The organism is Capillibacterium thermochitinicola, assembly GCF_013664685.1.
Classification (GTDB): Bacteria; Bacillota; UBA4882; order UBA10575; family UBA10575; genus Capillibacterium; species Capillibacterium thermochitinicola.
On the sequence record NZ_JAAKDE010000013.1, the window covers coordinates 77,768 to 94,877 of the forward strand.

General features: G+C 53.7%; 16 protein-coding genes and 1 pseudogene. 15 read left to right on the forward strand and 2 right to left on the reverse strand.

What is annotated here, in order from left to right:
* Positions 1 to 79 precede the first annotated feature (79 nt).
* On the reverse strand, positions 80 to 1,693 hold the full coding sequence (gene glgP, locus G5B42_RS07140) for an alpha-glucan family phosphorylase (protein ID WP_181339800.1): 1,614 nt from the start codon (positions 1,691 to 1,693) through the stop codon (positions 80 to 82).
* 208 nt (positions 1,694 to 1,901) lie between these two features.
* Between glgP and G5B42_RS07145 the strand changes: the two genes are divergently transcribed.
* From G5B42_RS07145 to G5B42_RS07175, 7 genes and pseudogenes are all read left to right on the forward strand, one after another.
* Positions 1,902 to 2,129, forward strand: coding sequence for a hypothetical protein (locus G5B42_RS07145; RefSeq protein ID WP_181339766.1), 228 nt, complete (start codon positions 1,902 to 1,904; stop codon positions 2,127 to 2,129).
* 90 nt (positions 2,130 to 2,219) lie between these two features.
* Positions 2,220 to 4,475, forward strand: a complete 2,256-nt coding sequence (locus G5B42_RS07150; RefSeq protein ID WP_181339767.1) for an alpha-amylase family glycosyl hydrolase — start codon at positions 2,220 to 2,222, stop codon at positions 4,473 to 4,475.
* 119 nt (positions 4,476 to 4,594) lie between these two features.
* The gene (gene ytxC / locus G5B42_RS07155; protein ID WP_181339768.1) at positions 4,595 to 5,452 is read left to right on the forward strand and encodes a putative sporulation protein YtxC; all 858 of its coding nucleotides are present in this window, start codon (positions 4,595 to 4,597) and stop codon (positions 5,450 to 5,452) included.
* Positions 5,453 to 5,603: 151 nt separating this feature from the next.
* Positions 5,604 to 7,019 (forward strand): annotated as a pseudogene (gene pyk / locus G5B42_RS07160) (pyruvate kinase); the annotation flags it as partial.
* Between the two features lie 360 nt (positions 7,020 to 7,379).
* Positions 7,380 to 8,675, forward strand: coding sequence for a homoserine dehydrogenase (locus G5B42_RS07165; protein ID WP_181339770.1), 1,296 nt, complete (start codon positions 7,380 to 7,382; stop codon positions 8,673 to 8,675).
* A gap of 145 nt (positions 8,676 to 8,820) precedes the next feature.
* A complete protein-coding gene (locus tag G5B42_RS07170; protein WP_181339771.1) occupies positions 8,821 to 9,048 on the forward strand; it encodes a NifU family protein in 228 nt (75 codons plus the stop codon).
* Positions 9,049 to 9,286: 238 nt separating this feature from the next.
* Positions 9,287 to 10,222 (forward strand): diacylglycerol/lipid kinase family protein, encoded by a 936-nt coding sequence (locus tag G5B42_RS07175; RefSeq protein ID WP_181339772.1) that lies wholly within the window; start codon positions 9,287 to 9,289, stop codon positions 10,220 to 10,222.
* A gap of 19 nt (positions 10,223 to 10,241) precedes the next feature.
* Here G5B42_RS07175 and trmL read toward each other — a convergent pair whose 3' ends face one another.
* Positions 10,242 to 10,700 (reverse strand): tRNA (uridine(34)/cytosine(34)/5-carboxymethylaminomethyluridine(34)-2'-O)-methyltransferase TrmL, encoded by a 459-nt coding sequence (gene trmL / locus G5B42_RS07180; RefSeq protein ID WP_181339773.1) that lies wholly within the window; start codon positions 10,698 to 10,700, stop codon positions 10,242 to 10,244.
* Between the two features lie 158 nt (positions 10,701 to 10,858).
* Between trmL and G5B42_RS07185 the strand changes: the two genes are divergently transcribed.
* From G5B42_RS07185 to pyrR, 8 genes are all read left to right on the forward strand, one after another.
* Positions 10,859 to 12,199: a bifunctional folylpolyglutamate synthase/dihydrofolate synthase gene (locus tag G5B42_RS07185; protein WP_181339774.1), complete on the forward strand. Its 1,341-nt coding sequence runs from the start codon at positions 10,859 to 10,861 to the stop codon at positions 12,197 to 12,199.
* 1 nt (position 12,200) lies between these two features.
* Positions 12,201 to 12,878, forward strand: coding sequence for a P-loop NTPase (locus tag G5B42_RS07190; RefSeq protein ID WP_181339775.1), 678 nt, complete (start codon positions 12,201 to 12,203; stop codon positions 12,876 to 12,878).
* A 37-nt stretch (positions 12,879 to 12,915) separates the two neighbouring features.
* Entirely contained in the window at positions 12,916 to 13,116 is a 201-nt protein-coding gene (locus G5B42_RS07195; RefSeq protein ID WP_181339776.1) for a 4Fe-4S dicluster domain-containing protein, read from the forward strand.
* Positions 13,117 to 13,158: 42 nt separating this feature from the next.
* A complete protein-coding gene (locus G5B42_RS07200) occupies positions 13,159 to 14,223 on the forward strand; it encodes a 3-methyl-2-oxobutanoate dehydrogenase subunit VorB (RefSeq protein WP_181339777.1) in 1,065 nt (354 codons plus the stop codon).
* A complete protein-coding gene (locus tag G5B42_RS07205; protein WP_181339778.1) occupies positions 14,220 to 14,978 on the forward strand; it encodes a thiamine pyrophosphate-dependent enzyme in 759 nt (252 codons plus the stop codon). Before G5B42_RS07200 ends, G5B42_RS07205 begins: the two co-directional genes overlap by 4 nt.
* Positions 14,968 to 15,507: a 2-oxoacid:acceptor oxidoreductase family protein gene (locus tag G5B42_RS07210; RefSeq protein WP_181339779.1), complete on the forward strand. Its 540-nt coding sequence runs from the start codon at positions 14,968 to 14,970 to the stop codon at positions 15,505 to 15,507. Before G5B42_RS07205 ends, G5B42_RS07210 begins: the two co-directional genes overlap by 11 nt.
* A 172-nt stretch (positions 15,508 to 15,679) precedes the next feature.
* The gene (locus G5B42_RS07215; RefSeq protein ID WP_181339780.1) at positions 15,680 to 16,219 is read left to right on the forward strand and encodes a hypothetical protein; all 540 of its coding nucleotides are present in this window, start codon (positions 15,680 to 15,682) and stop codon (positions 16,217 to 16,219) included.
* Between the two features lie 182 nt (positions 16,220 to 16,401).
* Complete coding sequence (pyrR, locus tag G5B42_RS07220; protein ID WP_181339781.1) at positions 16,402 to 16,950, forward strand: bifunctional pyr operon transcriptional regulator/uracil phosphoribosyltransferase PyrR; 549 nt, start codon at positions 16,402 to 16,404, stop codon at positions 16,948 to 16,950.
* The last annotated feature ends 160 nt before the right edge of the window (positions 16,951 to 17,110 follow it).

The window sequence follows — 17,110 nt, forward strand, 5'->3', positions numbered from 1 at the left end:
CGGCAGGAAATGCGGACCAATTTTTGACGGGAGACCGGCCGCCGGGAGGCGAAAAAAAAAGGCCGCTGGCGAGTGGCCTTTAGGATATTTTTTCTTCCGCCGCGGTAAGAGGCCAGTAAAGGCGATCATAGTATTCTTTAAGCATACGGCGGGCTGAAAATTGCTGCGTACAGGTCTCAATACTGGCGTGCATCATCTGTGCCCATTTGGCTTTGTCCTGTTCAAAGGTGGGAAGGATTTCGGTTTTCAAGACACGGTACAAGGCGTTTAAATCGTGATAGTCCTGGTTGGGACCGACATAACCGTCGCCGAACTGCCAACCGTTGATTCCGTGCCGGCAACCTTCTACCCACCAGCCGTCCAGCGTACTGAAGTTTAGCACACCGTTCATCCCGGCCTTCATACCCGAGGTTCCGCTGGCTTCCAGCGGCCGTTGGGGGTTGTTCAGCCAGATGTCACAGCCGCGGGTTAGAATCTGCCCGAGCGCCATGTCGTAGTTCTCCAGAAAAACCACTTTACCCGGGAACGCTTTGGCCATGGCGACAATCTTCGCCACCATGTTTTTGCCTCCTTCATCCTGCGGGTGGGCTTTGCCGGAGAAAACCAGTTGAATCCGGCCGCTTTCCAGCAGGGGCAGGAGTTCTTCTTTGTGCTGGAGGATCAGATCGCCCCGTTTATAGGTGGCGGCGCGCCGCGCGAACCCGATTAAAAGCGCATCCGGGTTCAGAATTTGACCGGTCCGGTGTTGGATCTCGGCCAGTAGCAGTTGTTTGTTGGCCTGGTGCGCTTCGATCAAGTTTCCCCGGCGGGCGGCAGCCAAGGCGATATCCGGTGCCTGCCAGGTATCTTGGTGCACCCCGTTGGTAATCGCGATGATGGGCGAAGCGTCACCAACCTGGTGCCACATCTTCCGGGCGGTTTCCCCATGAAGCTCCGAGACGGCGTTGCTCAGGGTGGAGAGGCGGAGTCCGGCCACGGTCATGTTGAACGGGTCGCCCCCGATCTGCTTCATCTGTTCGTAAGAAAGGCCGTTATAAGCACCGACGTAGGCGAGGGCTCCATGGTGATGGGCTTCGTTGCCGGCCGGAACCGGCGTGTGGGTGGTGAAAACAATCTGCCGGCGTGTCGCGTTTAAGGCTTGGTGAAAAGAGAGTCCGGCCGCCATCTTCTCCCGGATCAGCTCGATTCCGGCCAGCACGGCGTGGCCTTCGTTAAAGTGGTAGATGTCGACGGCGAGCCCAAGGGCGCGGAGGGCCCGCACGCCCCCGATCCCGAGGATGATTTCCTGGGCGATGCGGTCATCGCCATTACCCCGGTAAAGGGAGTGGGTCAGCCAAGGCTCTTTATTCTCCGGTAAATCGGCGTCCAGAAGATAGAGGGGAGCATTGCTAAAATGGTCCACCAGCCAGACTTTACAGGTGACCGGTTGTTGTTTGATGGTCACTTGGACCTTAACGCCGGTATCTTTGAGAAAAGATAAGTTATTGAACTCCGGGGCGAGATCGTAGGGGTAGCCTTGTTCGTTAATATACTGGGCGGTATATCCTTTCCGCCAGAGAATGCCGACCCCGACCACGGGGTAACCATCGTCGGCCGCCGCTTTTAAATAATCACCGGCCAACACCCCTAAACCCCCGGAGTAAATGGGGAAATCAGGGTGGAGCCCAAATTCCATGCAAAAATAGGCGACCATGGGAACCTTTCCTTTCGTACCCAATTAGATAGCCTCCTTCAAAAAATATACGAAAATATAATTTTATGAATGGAGAAAAACGATAAAACGGGTAACATAAAAATGTAACCGTTTCTTAATATAACATAAAAACCGTGCTAAATACAGGATTAAATATTTCCAGCTTAACATAAACAAATTTTTCAGTAGAAAAAGGGAGGTTGCCGGAATGGTTTGGCGCTTTTGGTTGACCCTTGTTGGACTGGCCCTCGTCTTCATCAATCTGTTTTTGGCGGCCGCCGTTTACGTGGACGCGAAAAGACGGGGATTTGGCCAACTAAATCTGCCGCCCGGCTTGTGGGCGCTGGTGACGTTCTTCTTTCCTTTATGGGGTTTCTTCATTTACTGGCTGATGCACCATTCCACTTTGGTGGTCCGGGACCGACCGCCTTTTTAAGCATTGTTTTTAGCATTGGTTGGCCGTTATTCGGGGCATACTGAAGATAATTCTGCATTTTGATCCATTCGCGCAAAGGAGCTTTCGCCCATGCACCATGTGAAGATTCATGCCCCGTATAGTCTGAACTTCCAAAATCCCTTTTTGCACCTGTGGTACCCGGGTCATAGTGAGTCTTTCCAGGAGTACCCGGTTTCATCCTGGGATGATTACGGGCCCGTCTTTGAGCTGGACATCAACCGGAACTATTTCTGCTTCAAGTTTGGTGACAAAAGCGGCACGGAGATCAAATGGGAGGACTTGGAGCGCTGTTACGGTCAGCACTTGGGGGTGGAGGTCTGGACGGTTTCCGTCCATAATGAGGTCTATCCCCAACGACCGGCGGATGTGGCCGGCTCGATCAATGATCTTTACGCCGAGATCTTCCCTTTACTGCGAGAGAACCAGTACTTGCCCGATACGGATGTCAGTGGCCAGGGGGTGGTCTCCATGCTGGGGGCCACTTATTTGAAGGATGGGACGACCCTTTTCGGCTTTTTCCATCCGCGGGCGGCTCAGGTTTATTTGGTCGGTAACTTTAACGACTGGCAATCGCCCTACCATCGGCGGCCCGACCCGGCCAAATTTCTGCCGATGAAGTTATACCGGGGTTATCATGGTCTGCCCAATATTTGGGCGCTCCGGACCGCTTTGCCCGATCCGGCCGACCCCAGGAAGAATAACTACCAATTCCTGGTTGTGGGCGGGGTTCCCCTCAACAACAAGCAACAACCGGTCAAAATGGCGCAGGATCCCTATGCCCGGCGCTACGGGCCGGATTATAACCGGAATAACTGTGTAGTCATCGATCCTTCGGCTTACCAATGGCAGGATGCGGGTTGGCGGACGCCGACGGTGGACCGTTTAATCCTCTATGAGCTGAACGTGTACGGCTTTACCGACCAGGCGCCCGACCTGCCCGCGGAGATCGCAGGGACCTTCCGGGGTCTCATCCAGCGCATTAAGGAAGGCTATTTCAATAATTTAGGGGTTACCGCTTTGGCCTTGATGCCGACCTCGGAAGCGCCGACGGCCTTAAGCGACAACCGTTTGGGTTACGACCCCAGCGGGTTCATGACGATTGAACGGGACTTTGGTACTTGTGACGATTTCCGGGCGTTGGTTGATACCGCGCACCAGCATGGGCTGGCGGTCATTGTCGACCAAGTCTTCAATCATACCTCCAACTATTTCAATCCGCTTTGGCAGTTGATCCACGACGGGACGGAAGGCGGCTTTTATTTTTCCGGGTCGACCCCGTGGGGGAACCGGGTGGCCACCGAGAAGGAAGAAGTCCAAAATATGTTGATCGACGCCTGTAAGATGTTTATCAAGGAGTACCGGATCGACGGTTTTCGCTTTGATGCGACCCACAGTTCGTGGATGGACCATACCTTCCTCCGGCGCTTGGCCTATGAAATTAAGGACAAGGGTTTTAAACCCGATTGCATTCTCATTGCCGAGAACCTGCCGAACGAGCCCGATCTGAACCTCCAAGGGTATAACGGGTATGCCCAGTGGTGCGATGCTTTTCACGACAAGATCAAAGCTTTGTTGCGCGAGGGGATCTTCCGGGACTGGACGGACAATTCCCCAACCCACTTAGGGAGTATTTTTTACTTTAGTAAGGACTTTTTTGCGGCCCACACCAACAATGTGGTCAACTACTGTGAAAGCCATGATGAAAACAGCGTCCCCTATGAGGTGGCGACTAGTGGTGATGGCTTAATCTGGGCCCCGGCGAAGGAACGCAAAGCCCGGCTGGGTCTGCTTGCCACGATGGTGGCGTTGGGGCAGCCCATGATCTACATGGGACAGGAATTTGGCGTGGAACGTCCGCGGAACCGGATTGATCTGGATTGGCCGGTTTTCTTGCGCAAGCACCACTATTACCAGTGGGCTGCTGGCATAATCCGTTTACGCCGCCGCTATCCCGGACTGCGGGTTTACGGTTATGACCCTGAACCGGAAGGGAAGTTTGCCTGGTTATTGGGGCCCTGGCTCGACGAGAAATACGGCGGCGGGAAAAACGTGATCGGGTGGACGACCAATCCCAACGGTAACCCGTGGGAACGGATGGTTGTTCTTTTAAATTTTGAGCCCTATGAGGTCATGGTCGATCTGGAGTTTCCACTCCCCGGTTACTGGGTGAAACTGGCGGATATCGACGGAGTCAATGATCTACCCCCCGAGGGGAACAATTCCATCAACCACCCGACCACCATTAAAACCGGCGGCCACTTCGGCGGTTTTCTCCTGCCATCTTCTAGCGGGTTCATCTATAAATGGGAAGCGGCCCTTGATTAAGTGACGGGTGGCGGGCGGTCAACATAAAACCCAGGGAGTTTATGCTTTATTTACTTTTAGTGGACTGTATATCCCCTCTTCTTCTCCTCATATAATACTTTTGCGAGGGGGGAAGACTTTTGTCCACGATCCAGATCGGTACCGGGTCCCTCTTTGATTTAAGATCAAGTTTTGAAAAAGAGCTTACCCGCTGGGAAAAGGAAGGCCTCAAGTTTCAGGTCCAAGAGCAAAAAATGGGGAAGTTTAAGTTCCTCAATCTGACCCTGGGGAAATCCGGCCGGGAAACCACGAAACAAGAAGAAGCGATTTTCCGGCATAATCTGGCGCTGGTGGTCACCAACCTGCTTTTGGGGCAAGTATCCCAAAATCTGTTGCGGCGCATGATCCGGATTGACCACCCTTATCTTACCGCGGAAGAGGCAAATGCCCTTTCCCAGAAGGTCATTGCAACTTTGTCGGCGGTGGAGAAGAAAGAATGGGTTTCCCGGGTCCAGAACGAAGTCAGTAGTTTTCTCCGCGAAAATGAGGCCATTTTTTTGGAGGGTTTTTTCCGCTTTCGGCTCAAGGATTATGTACATGAGTTGAAGGAAAACCTGGAAGAGGCCATCGATCAGCTCCTGGCGGACAAAGAATACCAGGAATTTATCAAACTCCTCCGTTATTTTGTGGAGATTCAGGAACCCAAGATTCTGGAGGTCCACGTCCTCTTCTATTCGAAGGAAAAATTCCGCCTTTTGGATGAAGAGGAAAAACCTCTGGAACATGAGTATCTCTTAAAGGTCCTTGGTGATCTGAAGGATGAAGGGCTAAGATATGAGGACTTGCTGCTCAGCGCCTTGATTACCCTTTCCCCCCAGCGGATTATCCTCCACCATTCGGAGAAGACCAACATTGTCAATACCATCCTGAATGTCTTTACGGAAAGAGTCACCTTTTGCCGCGATTGCGAACTGTGCCGTAGTATTGAGAAGCATTAACGACCCCGCAAGGGGTTTTTTTATGGGGGGAAGGCGGAGGTTCCACACGGAACGGAAGGGATCGCAAGCCCGACGGCGAAATAACTAAACCTGGTCATGGCGGAAGGAATGGTATATTTTGTTTAAACTTGCCGACAGGGAGGTTTTTTTCTTGAGAAAAACCAAGATCATCTGTACTTTGGGGCCGGCCGTGGATGACGAGAAAATCCTGCGGGAACTTATGGTCAACGGGATGAACGCGGCGCGGCTCAACTTTTCCCACGGGACCCACGAAGAACATAAACAGAGGGTCGACCGGTTTAAAAAAGTAAGAGACAGTATGAAACTGCCGATTCCTCTGCTTTTGGATACGAAGGGACCGGAGATCCGGATTGGGAAGTTCGCAAGCGGCGAGATCACCTTAAAAAAGGGCCAGCGCTTCATCCTGACCAGTGAGGAGATCATTGGGGATGAGACCAGAACCACGGTTTCCTACAAAGATTTATATAAGGATGTTAAAAAACACGGCCGGATTTTGCTCAATGACGGACTAATTGAACTTATGGTGGAAGAGATCAAGGATCAAGAGATCCATTGTGTTGTGCTCAATGGCGGCGTTCTTCGGAACAACCAAGGGGTCAATGTGCCGGATGCCAACATCAATCTGCCTTCCTTGACCCCGCAAGATATTAAGGATATTATCTTTGGAATCGAAAATGATTTTGATTTTATTGCCGCTTCCTTTGTGCGCAAACCCGAGGATGTACTCAATATCCGGAAGGTCCTGGAAGAGTACGGCGGGGCCGATCTAAAAATCATTGCGAAGATCGAAAACCGGCAGGGGATCGATAATTTTGATGAGATCTTAAAGGTGGCGGACGGGATTATGGTCGCCCGCGGCGACTTGGGGGTCGAGATTCCCGTTGAAGAAGTGCCAATTGTGCAAAAGGCCCTGATTGAAAAGTGCTACCGCTACGGTAAACCGGTGATTACAGCGACTCAGATGCTGGACTCGATGATCAGGAATCCCAGGCCCACCAGGGCGGAAGCCAGTGATATCGCCAATGCGATCTACGACCGGACAAGCGCGATTATGCTCTCCGGAGAGACGGCGATCGGGAAATATCCCCTCGAAAGCTTGATCGTAATGGGTAAGATCGCCGAGAAGGCGGAGAAGGCGATTGACTATTGGGCCGCGATATCGCAATCGAAGTGCGGGGTCATGGACAGCATCACCGATGCGATTAGCCACGCCACCTGTACGACAGCGATGGATTTAAATGCCGCGGCCATCGTTGCTTTTACGCAATCAGGCCATACGGCCAGGATGATCTCGCGTTTTCGCCCGGACTGCGAGATCATTGCGATTACGCCTGTGGTCAAGGTCTGGCGCCAGCTGGCTTTGTCTTGGGGTGTTTCTCCTTTTCTGGTGGATGAAGTTTTTACGGCGGACGCCCTGTTTGAAATCGGGGAGCGGAAAGCTTTAGAATCCGGTTATGTTAAAAACGGCGATTTGATTGTGATCACCGGTGGTGTCCCGATTGGGGTCAGCGGGACAACCAACACGATGAAGGTAAATATCGTCGGCAACCATGAGGCAAAGTAAGATTTTACGTAAGGACGGGGAGACCGATGAAGATTGACTTTCCCCGCGGTCAATGGTATACTGTTTTCAAATTAATCCGGTCGAACGTGAGGATGGGAAGAGTACCCCGGATTGCCTTTGCCAGAGACAGGGGGCTATAGCTGGAAGCCGCCTGAGAGGAGCCGTGGGGAAGACCACCCCGGAGCGGCTGTGATGAGCAGCCCGGTGGCACCGTTATCGCCAAAAAAGTGCACCGGTGTGCCGTTATCGGGACCCGGTGAAAAAAGGTGGAACCGCGGAACCCTCCGTCCTTTGCTGGGATGGAGGGTTTTCTGTTCGAAAAACTGGGTTGAGGTGATGGAAATGGAGAAAGTAATTAACGTTGGTATTGTGGGCATGGGTGTGGTTGGCACCGGTGTGGCCAAAATTCTGCTCAACCAAGGCCGTTTGCTTAGTGAACGCACCGGTACACGCTTTGTTTTAAAAACCGTTGTTGACCTGGATTGGGAACGGGAGCGGGGAGTGGACCTGACGGGGGTGCAAACCGCCACCGATTTTGAAGTGCTCGTGACCGATCCGGAGATTGATATTATCGTGGAGACGGTTGGCGGGATCGAACCGGCTTTCACCATGGTCCGGCGGGCACTGGCCGCCGGGAAACATGTGGTGACCGCCAACAAAGCCTTGATTGCCCTGAAGGGACAAACCCTCTTCAGGGAAGCCCAGGCGCACGGGGTTGAGCTGCGCTTTGAAGCCAGTGTCGGCGGGGGAATTCCGATTATCAAGAGTTTACGGGAAGGCTTGGTGGCCAACAAGATCATCAACATGTACGGGATTATCAATGGTACCTCCAACTACATTTTAACCCGGATGCACCGGGACGGACTGGATTTTGACGCCGCCCTCCGGGAGGCCCAGACCCGAGGCTTTGCCGAAGCCGACCCCACGCTTGATGTCGGTGGTGGTGATGCCGCTCATAAACTGACGATCCTCGCTTCTTTAGCCGCGGGTGGGTTTGTTGACTTTAACGCCATTCCCGTAGAAGGAATTACCGAGCTGACGGCGTTGGACATCAATTTTGCCAAGGATTTCGGTTATGTCGTAAAACTACTGGCGATCTACCGTTTTAGTGAAGAAAAACTCGATCTGCGGGTTCATCCCACCTTGGTTCCGGGGGATCACCTGTTGGCGGCGGTCAATAACGAGTTGAATGCGGTCTTTATTACCGGGGATTATGTGGGCGACACGATGTTTTACGGTCCGGGCGCGGGGCAAACCCCGACCGCCAGCGCGATCGTCAGCGATTTGGTGGATCTGGCCCAGATCATTCAGAGCGGGAAACCGGCTTCGATCCCCACGATCAATCCGGAAAAGCAGGTGGCCCTCTTCTCCCTCGAAGAGATCACTAACCGTTTTTACCTGCGCCTGTTTACCCTGGACCAACCGGGCATCCTGGCGCAGATTGCCGGTGTTCTCGGGAGATACGCCATCTCCATCTCTTCGGTTGTGCAGTTGGAAACCCATGGTGAAGATAACTACGTCCCGATTGTTTTGCTGACCCATGAGGCGTCGGAAAAAGCCATGTCGAAAGCGATCATGGCGATTAAGGAGTTCCCGTTTGTCCGGCCGGATATCTTAAGATTAAGACTTTTTAAATAAGGTTTTCATGACAAGGGCCGGGTTTTCGGGTTATAATAGCAACAAAGAAGGTTTTTCCGGCAGTCGGCTACGCTGACAAGCTGGGTAAGGGCAAGGAAGAAAAGCGAGTGGAGTGTTGTATAAATAAAGTCGAGGAGGAGAGAGCATGAATAAAGAACGGGTCCAGGAAGTACTGAACAAGATCCGTCCTTCCTTACAGGCGGACGGCGGAGATGTGGAGTTGGTCGGGGTGACGGAGGACGGCGTGGTCCAAGTACGGTTGCAAGGACATTGTGCCGGGTGTCCCATGTCGATGATGACCTTGAAAAACGGGATCGAAAGGTATTTGAAAGAGGAGATCCCGGAAGTGAAAGCGGTCGAGCAGGTCTTCTAACCCCTCTAGCCCTGTAGTCCATACCGTTAAAAAACCGTTTAGCCGAAAGGCTGGGCGGTTTTTTTCGAAACTGTTTAACCGCCCCTCTTTAGTCATAACAACCGGGTTGCCCGACGTGATTTTCGGCAACCCGGTTTCTTGTTTATGCTTGTTTTTTCGGATAAAGAATATTATGATAGTTATATTAGCAATGAAGCTTAACATGGCTAAGGGACGAAGAAGATTACGGGGTGATACAATGAAGGTCAAAGTCATCATGAATCCGGTGGCCGGCCGCGGACGGGCTTTAAAGGCGAAACCCCAGATCTTAAAGGCTTTATTGGAGTATGATGTGGAGCTTCATCTGGAAGAGACCAAAGGAATCAACCATGCGACGGAGATCGCCCGCCAAGCGGTGCGGGCTGGTTTTGATCTGATTGTGGTGGCGGGTGGTGACGGTACGATCAACCAAGTGGTCAATGGCATGGGCGAGGAACGGATCCCCCTCGGGGTAATTGGCTGTGGCACAGGCAATGATTTTGCCCGGGCTTTGGGGATGCCGGCCGACCCGGTGGCGGCGGTCCGGCAGATTATGGGCGGCGTGACCCGGCAGATCGATCTTTGCCGTGTTAACCAGAGTTATTTTGTTTCATCGGTGGGTGTTGGTTTTGACGGCGAAGTTGCTTTCCATACCAACCAGGGTTTTCGTTGGATCCGGGGCAAAGCGGCCTATCTATGCAGTGTTTTTAAGACCCTTTTTTCTTACCGGCCCCGGCGGATCAAATTAACCATTGACGGGTTGGTGATGGAATTCAACAGTTTGCTGGTGGCGGTTACTAACTCGCCCACCTACGGCGGGGGCTTGAAGATCAATCCGGAGGCCCGGATCAACGACGGGTTATTTGATGTCTGCGCCGTCCAGTATATGAGCAAGCCGGAGATTTTGGCCTGTTTACCCTTGCTGTTTCCCGGCTGGCACCGGAGTTTAAAAAAGGTCCGCATGATGAAAGGACGCAATATCACGTTGGAAAGCAATGAATCCTTTTACTATCAGGTGGATGGCGAAATATTGACCGATAAAACCCTCCGTTTTAGTCTGATCCCGCGGGCACTGGCGGTCAAAGGGGCCCAAGTGGAGCCGGCCGGCGGGTTTGATTTTGCCGCCGAAAAACCGGCCCGGGTGCAAGAAGCTTAAAAAAACTTGCAACCCAAGTTCAGTCCAAACCAGGAAAACCCTGCTGACGGAGGGCTTCATAGAGCACAATCGCCACGGAATTGGCCAGATTGAGGGAACGGGCGGCCGTCCGCATGGGAATGCGCAGGTTATGGTGGGGATTTAACGCGAGAATCTCCGGCGGCAGGCCGCGGGTTTCCGGGCCGAAGATGAGGTAGTCATTGGGTTGAAAGCGGACTTCGGTATAGCACCGTTGGGCTTTGGTAGTCAGGTAAAAGTGATTGCCCTCCGGGTTGGCGCGGAGGAACGCTTCAAAATCAAGATACCTATGAATATCAGCGAGCGCCCAGTAATCAAGGCCGGCCCGGCGTAAGTGGCGGTCGTCCCAAATAAAACCGAAGGGTTCGATGAGATGCAGGCGACAGCCGGTCGCGGCGCAAAGACGGGCAATATTGCCGGTGTTTTGCGGAATTTCGGGTTGAAACAAAACGACGTTCACGGTAGCGTCTCCTTTTTTTATTTTCTATAATTTTAACTCTCCCGTTACCCTTTGGCAATCTTTCTATGTTAGTTTTTGGTAAAGAGTGATACGCCGAGGAGGAACAGGATTTACCGGGTCCCGACCCGGTCTTAAAATGTTATAATGGAAGCCGAGAGGTGCTGGTTTTGACGTACGAGCAAGCATTGGCCTATATACACAGCCGTAACCGGTTTGGCATTAAGTTGGGGCTGGAGCGGATGCGGGCGCTCCTGGCGATCTTGGGCGCGCCCCAGCGCCAATACCCGGTGATTCATATCGCCGGGACCAACGGGAAGGGTTCAACGACGGCGCTGGTGGCCTCTGTGTTGAAGACGGCCGGTTACCGGGTAGGGGTCTTTACCTCCCCGCACCTGAGTTCCTATTGTGAGCGTCTGGCGATTAACGGGAAACCGATTCCCGAGGAAAGGCTCGCGGCGCTGGTCAGTGCGGTTCAGCCGGTGGTGGAAACAGCCGCCCTGGATCCGCTGGTTGGCCATCCGACCGAGTTTGAATTCGGTACCCTTTTAGCCTTAAAATACTTTGCCGAAGAACAAGTGGATGTGGCCGTGGTGGAAGTGGGGATGGGCGGCCGTCTGGATGCCACCAATGTCTTGACTCCTTTGGTGGCGGGGATTACCCATATTGCCCTTGATCACCAGGAGTATTTAGGGGCGGATCTGGTTTCCATCGCCCGCGAAAAAGCCGGGATCATCAAACCCGGAATCCCGGTGGTGTTTGGGGAACAAGCTCCGGAAGCAAATGCCGTTTTGGAAGAGACTGCCCGGTCGTTGTCGGCACCCTATTATCGCGTGGGGAAGGAGATAGGTTGTCAACTTACCCGGGCGGATTTATCCGGGACCCATCTAAAGCTTCAGTGGCAGGAGGAACCGCCGCTGGCGGTTCGGGTCAACCTTCTTGGCGCCCACCAAGCGGTTAACGCGGCAGTAGCCTTCGGCCTGCTACAATTGGTGAAAGCGCAGGGCTTACCCTGGAGTCAAGAACACTTGGTGGCGGGCTTTAACACGGTAACCTGGCCCGGCCGGATGGAATATTTTCCGGGGCCACCTTCAGTTCTGCTGGACGGCGCCCATAATCCGGACGGGGTGATTAACCTTGCCCACGGGTTAACGAAGATCTTTCCCGAACACCGGATCCGGCTGGTCATGGGGATTCTCAACAACCGGCCGGTGGAAACGATGGGGACGCTTTTGGCTTCCGTTTTGGGTGACAATTTGCACCGGGTTTACGCCACAACCGTACCGGACGGAAAAACAGCCCCCAGCACCCGGTTGGCCCGTTGTTTTCAGGATTTGGGGGTAGAGACCGTGGCGATTGACGATCCGCTGGCGGCGCTCCAAGCCGCCCTGGCGGAGACGGAGGGCGATGAATTATTGGTGGTGACCGGTTCCCTATATTTAGTGGGCTATTTACGCCCCTTTATTGTTGACCTTTTTGCGGAAACGTCCGGGGGGAAGTAGTGTGCAAGCGAACAGAATCACCATCTTCACCGGACCCTTCGGCAGCGGTAAAACGGAAGTAGCGGTTAATTACGCTTTACAGCTCAGGCGGCAAGGACAAAAAGTTGGACTGATTGATTTGGATATCGTCAATCCCTACTTTCGTTCCCGCACTTTAACCCAGCGTTTAAAGGAGGACGGGATTGAACTGGTCTCGACCCACCCCGGCCTGGAGATGGCGGATCTGCCCGCCCTTTCACCCCGGATTTTCAGTTTTTTGCAAAGCCCGGACCACCGGGTGATCTTTGACGTCGGCGGCGATCCGGTCGGGGCCCGGGTTTTGGGCCGCTTTCAACCCTATTTTCAGGCCAACCCGTATCAGCTGTGGCTGGTCGTCAACCCTTACCGTCCGGGTTACGAAGACCCCGCGCGCATCATCGGCCTGGCCCGGGAGGTGGAGGCGGCTTCCCGCCTTAAGATTACCGGCCTCATCGACAACAGTAATTTGGGGAAATTAACCGACCGGCAAGTGCGGGTACAAGGAGCGGTGCCGGTGCAGGCCGCGGCCGACCGGTTAAAGATACCGGTGGTTTTCCGCACCTATACTGACGAAACCTTGCTGTCGGAGGCGGAACGGGCCGGGCAAGAGCAGGTTTTTTCGCTAAAGTTGTTCATGCTCCCCCCCTGGGAAGAGGAGTAAGCTGGCCATAACAAGTTTGGAGAGAGGAGATGGCGTTTTGGCGCGGATTACCATTAATGAAGAGCGTTGTAAAGGGTGCGAATTATGTGTTTCGGTTTGTCCCAAAAAGATACTTGGCATGTCGGAGCGGCTCAACAGTCAAGGGTATCATTTTGTCGAAACAATTGGCACCGATTGTATCGGTTGTGCGTTTTGTGCCCGGATCTGCCCGGATGTGGTGATTGAGGTCTATAAATAGAGGCTTCCCAATTAGTGGTATAGAACAGGAGGTAGGGTCTTTTTGGAACGAGTTATGATGAAGGGGAACGAAGCGTTGGCCGAAGGGGCGATTCGCGCCGGCTGTCGGTTCTTCTTCGGCTATCCGATCACTCCCCAGAATGAAATCCCGGAATACATGGCCCGGCGGATGCCGGAAGTAGGCGGTGTTTTCCTGCAAGCGGAGAGTGAAGTGAGCGCCATTAATATGGTCTACGGGGCCGGCGGCGCAGGCGCGCGGGTTTTAACTTCCTCCTCCGGTCCGGGAATCAGTTTGAAACAGGAAGGCATCTCTTACCTGGCGGGGGCGCAGGTTCCCTGCGTCATTGTGAACATCGCCCGTGGCGGTCCGGGTTTGGGCGGGCTTAACCCGTCCCAAGCCGATTATTTTCAAGCGACCAAAGGGGGCGGCCACGGTGATTACCGTTTATTGGTCTATGCCCCCGGCAACACCCAGGAGATGGTGGATTTAATCGGCTTGGCCTTTGACAAAGCGGAAGCATACCGGAATCCGGTTATGATTTTGTCCGACGCGATCATGGGCCAGATGATGGAACCGGTTGTGCTGCCCCCGCTTAGGGAAGTGGCGCCGGACCAACCGTGGGCGACCACGGGAAAACGCGGGCGCACCAAACCCAACATCATTAACAGCCTTGGGCTGGTTGGTGAAGACCTGGAGCGGATCAACACCGAACTCCAGGCGAAATATGCGCGGATGGCCGCGGACGAAGTGCGCTATGAGGCCGACGGGGTGACAGAAGCGGATCTGGTCGTGGTGGCCTACGGGACCACCTCCCGGGTGGTACGGTCGGCCATCACCCGTTTGCGGCAGGAAGGAAAGAAAGTCGGGCTGTTACGCCCCATTACTTTATGGCCTTTTCCGCAGCAAATCCTGGCGGAGCTCGCGGCGGCGGGGAAACGGTTTTTCGTGGTGGAAATGAGCGCCGGTCAGATGGTGGAGGATGTTATCCTTAGTGTGAACGACCGGGCGAAGGTGACGTTTTTCGGAAAGCTGAACGGTACAGTGCCCACGGTCCGTGAGGTTTACGACCGGATCGGCGCCTTGCTGTCGGAAGGAGGAGAAGGATGAAGAAGATCTTTGCCTACCCCCGCGCCCTGACCAAAAAGCGGACCCATTACTGTCCCGGCTGCACCCACGGGATTATTCACCGTTTGGTGGCGGAAGCCATTGATGAACTGGGGATTCAGGAACGGACGGTGGGGATTGCTCCGGTGGGCTGCGCGGTTTTGGCTTACGATTATTTTGACGTCGATTTTCAGGAAGCGGCCCATGGCCGGGCACCGGCCGTGGCCACCGGTATAAAGCGGGTCCATCCCGACGCGATCGTCTTTTCCTACCAAGGCGACGGGGACCTGGCCTCGATCGGGATGGCCGAGATCATTCATGCCGCAAGCCGGGGTGAGAATATTACGGTGATCTTTGTCAACAACACCGTCTACGGGATGACCGGCGGCCAGATGGCCCCGACGACCCTACCGGGGCAGAAGACCACTACCTCTCCTTACGGGCGGGATACGGCGACCGTTGGTTATCCGATCCGCGTCTGTGAACTGCTGGCCACATTGGATGGCCCGGCTTACCTGGAACGGGTCAGCGTCCACGATCCCCAGCACATTCTGAAGGCGGGGCGGGCGATCCGGAAAGCCTTTGCCCTGCAAGTCGCCGGGAAAGGGTTTTCCCTGGTGGAAGTCTTGTCTTCCTGCCCGACCAACTGGGGAATGACCCCGGTGCAAGCGCTCCGTCATATCAAGGAAACGATGATCCCTTATTATCCACTGGGTGTATACCGTGCCCCGGAGGAGGTGACCGGCGGTGACGCATGAGATTATTTGTGCTGGGTTTGGCGGACAAGGCGTGATGTTGATCGGCCAACTTTTAGCGTACGGCGGGATGCTGGAAGGGAAAGAAGTGACCTGGTTTCCGTCCTACGGTCCGGAGATGCGGGGTGGGACGGCCAATTGTTCGGTGGTCATCTCCGACCAGCCGGTCGGCTCACCGATTGTGGCCGAACCCGATGGTTTGCTTGCAATGAATGGTCCTTCCCTGGCACGGTTTAAAGGCGCGGTGAAACCCGGCGGGGTGATCGTTTACAATTCTTCTTTGATCAGCGATGTTCCGGAGCGGCCCGGGGTCAGGATCTGTGCCGTTCCCGCCAATGAGCTGGCCCGGGAACTTGGGAACGATAAAATCGGCAACATGGTGGTCTTAGGGGCCTTTTTAGGGCTCACGAAAGCGGTGGCCGTGGCCAGCATCGAAACCGCCTTGCAGCAAGTCTTACCCGCCCGGCGGCAACATTTGATCCCCTTAAACAGCGCTGCTTTGCGTAAAGGGTTCAGTCTGGTCGAAGGATGAAGAGTCTGAAGAAACGTACAGAAGTCTGAAGAAAAGCCTGAAGGAAACAGAAGAACTCTGAAGAAGCCTGAACAAGAGGCAGTGGCAAACGTGCCACTGCTTTTTTCATGACACATAAACCTTGTCCGGTTTAGGAATAATAAGCCTAAAATTTCCTGAAGGGGGACAAGGGATGAAAAAGACACCAAGCACCAATACGGAACCGCAAAAGAACGGTTTTTGGTCCGGACTCTGCCTCGGGGTCTTCTGTTCGCTCTTTCTGGCCACGGTGCTGGTTTATACTTATTTAAGTGTGGGCGGCTTTCGGATCCAATTGGACCAGGACCGGCCGGCGCTTTTTATGCGGGACCAGATCAAAGCAGAGGCTTTTTCCGAGTTCAATCTTTTACTTGAAAAATTGAAGTTGGAGTTGCCGGCCGCGCTGAAACGGGCTTTTCAGGCGCCGGAAAGTTTGTTCATTCCCTACGAGGATGGCGCAGTCAGTCTGCCGCGGGAGATCGGGGTGGTTGCGCGGGAAAAGTTTCAACAGTTGGCCGTGGAGGCGGTGCTCGAATTTTTGCAGCGGGTAGATTTAACTCCTTATGTCGAAGAAATAGGCCAGGAAGCACTGGCGAAAGCGCGGCAGGTGTTGAACCAGGAGGTGGCCGGAAAAACCTATTACTTTGATGCCCATCCCTTGCTGGCCATCCCGGTGCAGGTTGCGACGGAGTAAAACAGGGAAAAAAAGTGTTGACACGGGTTGTTTCTTTTGCTATTCTTACTAAGAAAAGATTCCCTTTAAACTGGTCCCGTGAGGCCGGTAAGGAATAATTCTTATGCTTTAGGAATTGAAGGATAAGAACAGAACCTTCCTGCCTTACGGTGGGAAGGTTTTTTTCGTAGGAGGTGAATGGGGTGAGCAAAGTAAAAGCACAGGTCATGGACGGCGAAAATATCCGCCGGGCTTTATACCGGCTTTCCCATGAGATTACCGAGCGGAATAAAGGGGTCGAGGATCTGGTCCTGATTGGGATCCGGACGCGGGGCGTACCGTTGGCCCAGCGGCTGGCGAAATTGATCGGTGAACACGAACAGACCGAGATCCCCGTCGGCACCCTGGACATTACCTTTTACCGGGATGATCTGACCTTAATCTCTCCTCAGCCTGTTTTACACCGGACCGACGTTCCCTTCGATATCAACGGACTAAAGGTTGTGCTGGTGGACGATGTGCTTTATACCGGCCGGACGGTTCGAGCGGCTTTGGACGCTTTAATGGATTTGGGCCGGCCCAGCATGATTCAGCTGGCGGTATTGATCGACCGCGGCCACCGGGAACTCCCGATCCGTGCCGACTATATCGGGAAAAATGTCCCAACGTCGCAACGGGAAGTGGTTCAGGTTCGATTAAATGAAACCGACGGGGAAGATCGGGTCATAATTGAAGAATTGACGAGAGAATAGAAGATTAACCGACTTTAAATTGATCCAGCGAGGTCAATAAGGCGGAAAAGGTTAACTTTACCCCTGATTGGCCTTAAATCAGGGGTTTTTTGGTGTAGATAGGAATACTACCAATGTAAAAGTGTAGGGTAAACCGGCGGAAGCTGATGAAATTAGATTC

Excerpts from the sequence above, each read along its gene's own strand:
- glgP (WP_181339800.1), bottom strand. The coding sequence starts at position 1,693 with ATGGTCGCCTATTTTTGCATGGAATTTGGGCTCCACCCTGATTTCCCC.
- G5B42_RS07145 (WP_181339766.1), top strand. The coding sequence starts at position 1,902 with ATGGTTTGGCGCTTTTGGTTGACCCTTGTTGGACTGGCCCTCGTCTTC.
- G5B42_RS07150 (WP_181339767.1), top strand. The coding sequence starts at position 2,220 with ATGCACCATGTGAAGATTCATGCCCCGTATAGTCTGAACTTCCAAAAT.
- G5B42_RS07165 (WP_181339770.1), top strand. The coding sequence starts at position 7,380 with ATGGAGAAAGTAATTAACGTTGGTATTGTGGGCATGGGTGTGGTTGGC.
- G5B42_RS07170 (WP_181339771.1), top strand. The coding sequence starts at position 8,821 with ATGAATAAAGAACGGGTCCAGGAAGTACTGAACAAGATCCGTCCTTCC.
- G5B42_RS07175 (WP_181339772.1), top strand. The coding sequence starts at position 9,287 with ATGAAGGTCAAAGTCATCATGAATCCGGTGGCCGGCCGCGGACGGGCT.
- G5B42_RS07205 (WP_181339778.1), top strand. The coding sequence starts at position 14,220 with ATGAAGAAGATCTTTGCCTACCCCCGCGCCCTGACCAAAAAGCGGACC.
- G5B42_RS07215 (WP_181339780.1), top strand. The coding sequence starts at position 15,680 with ATGAAAAAGACACCAAGCACCAATACGGAACCGCAAAAGAACGGTTTT.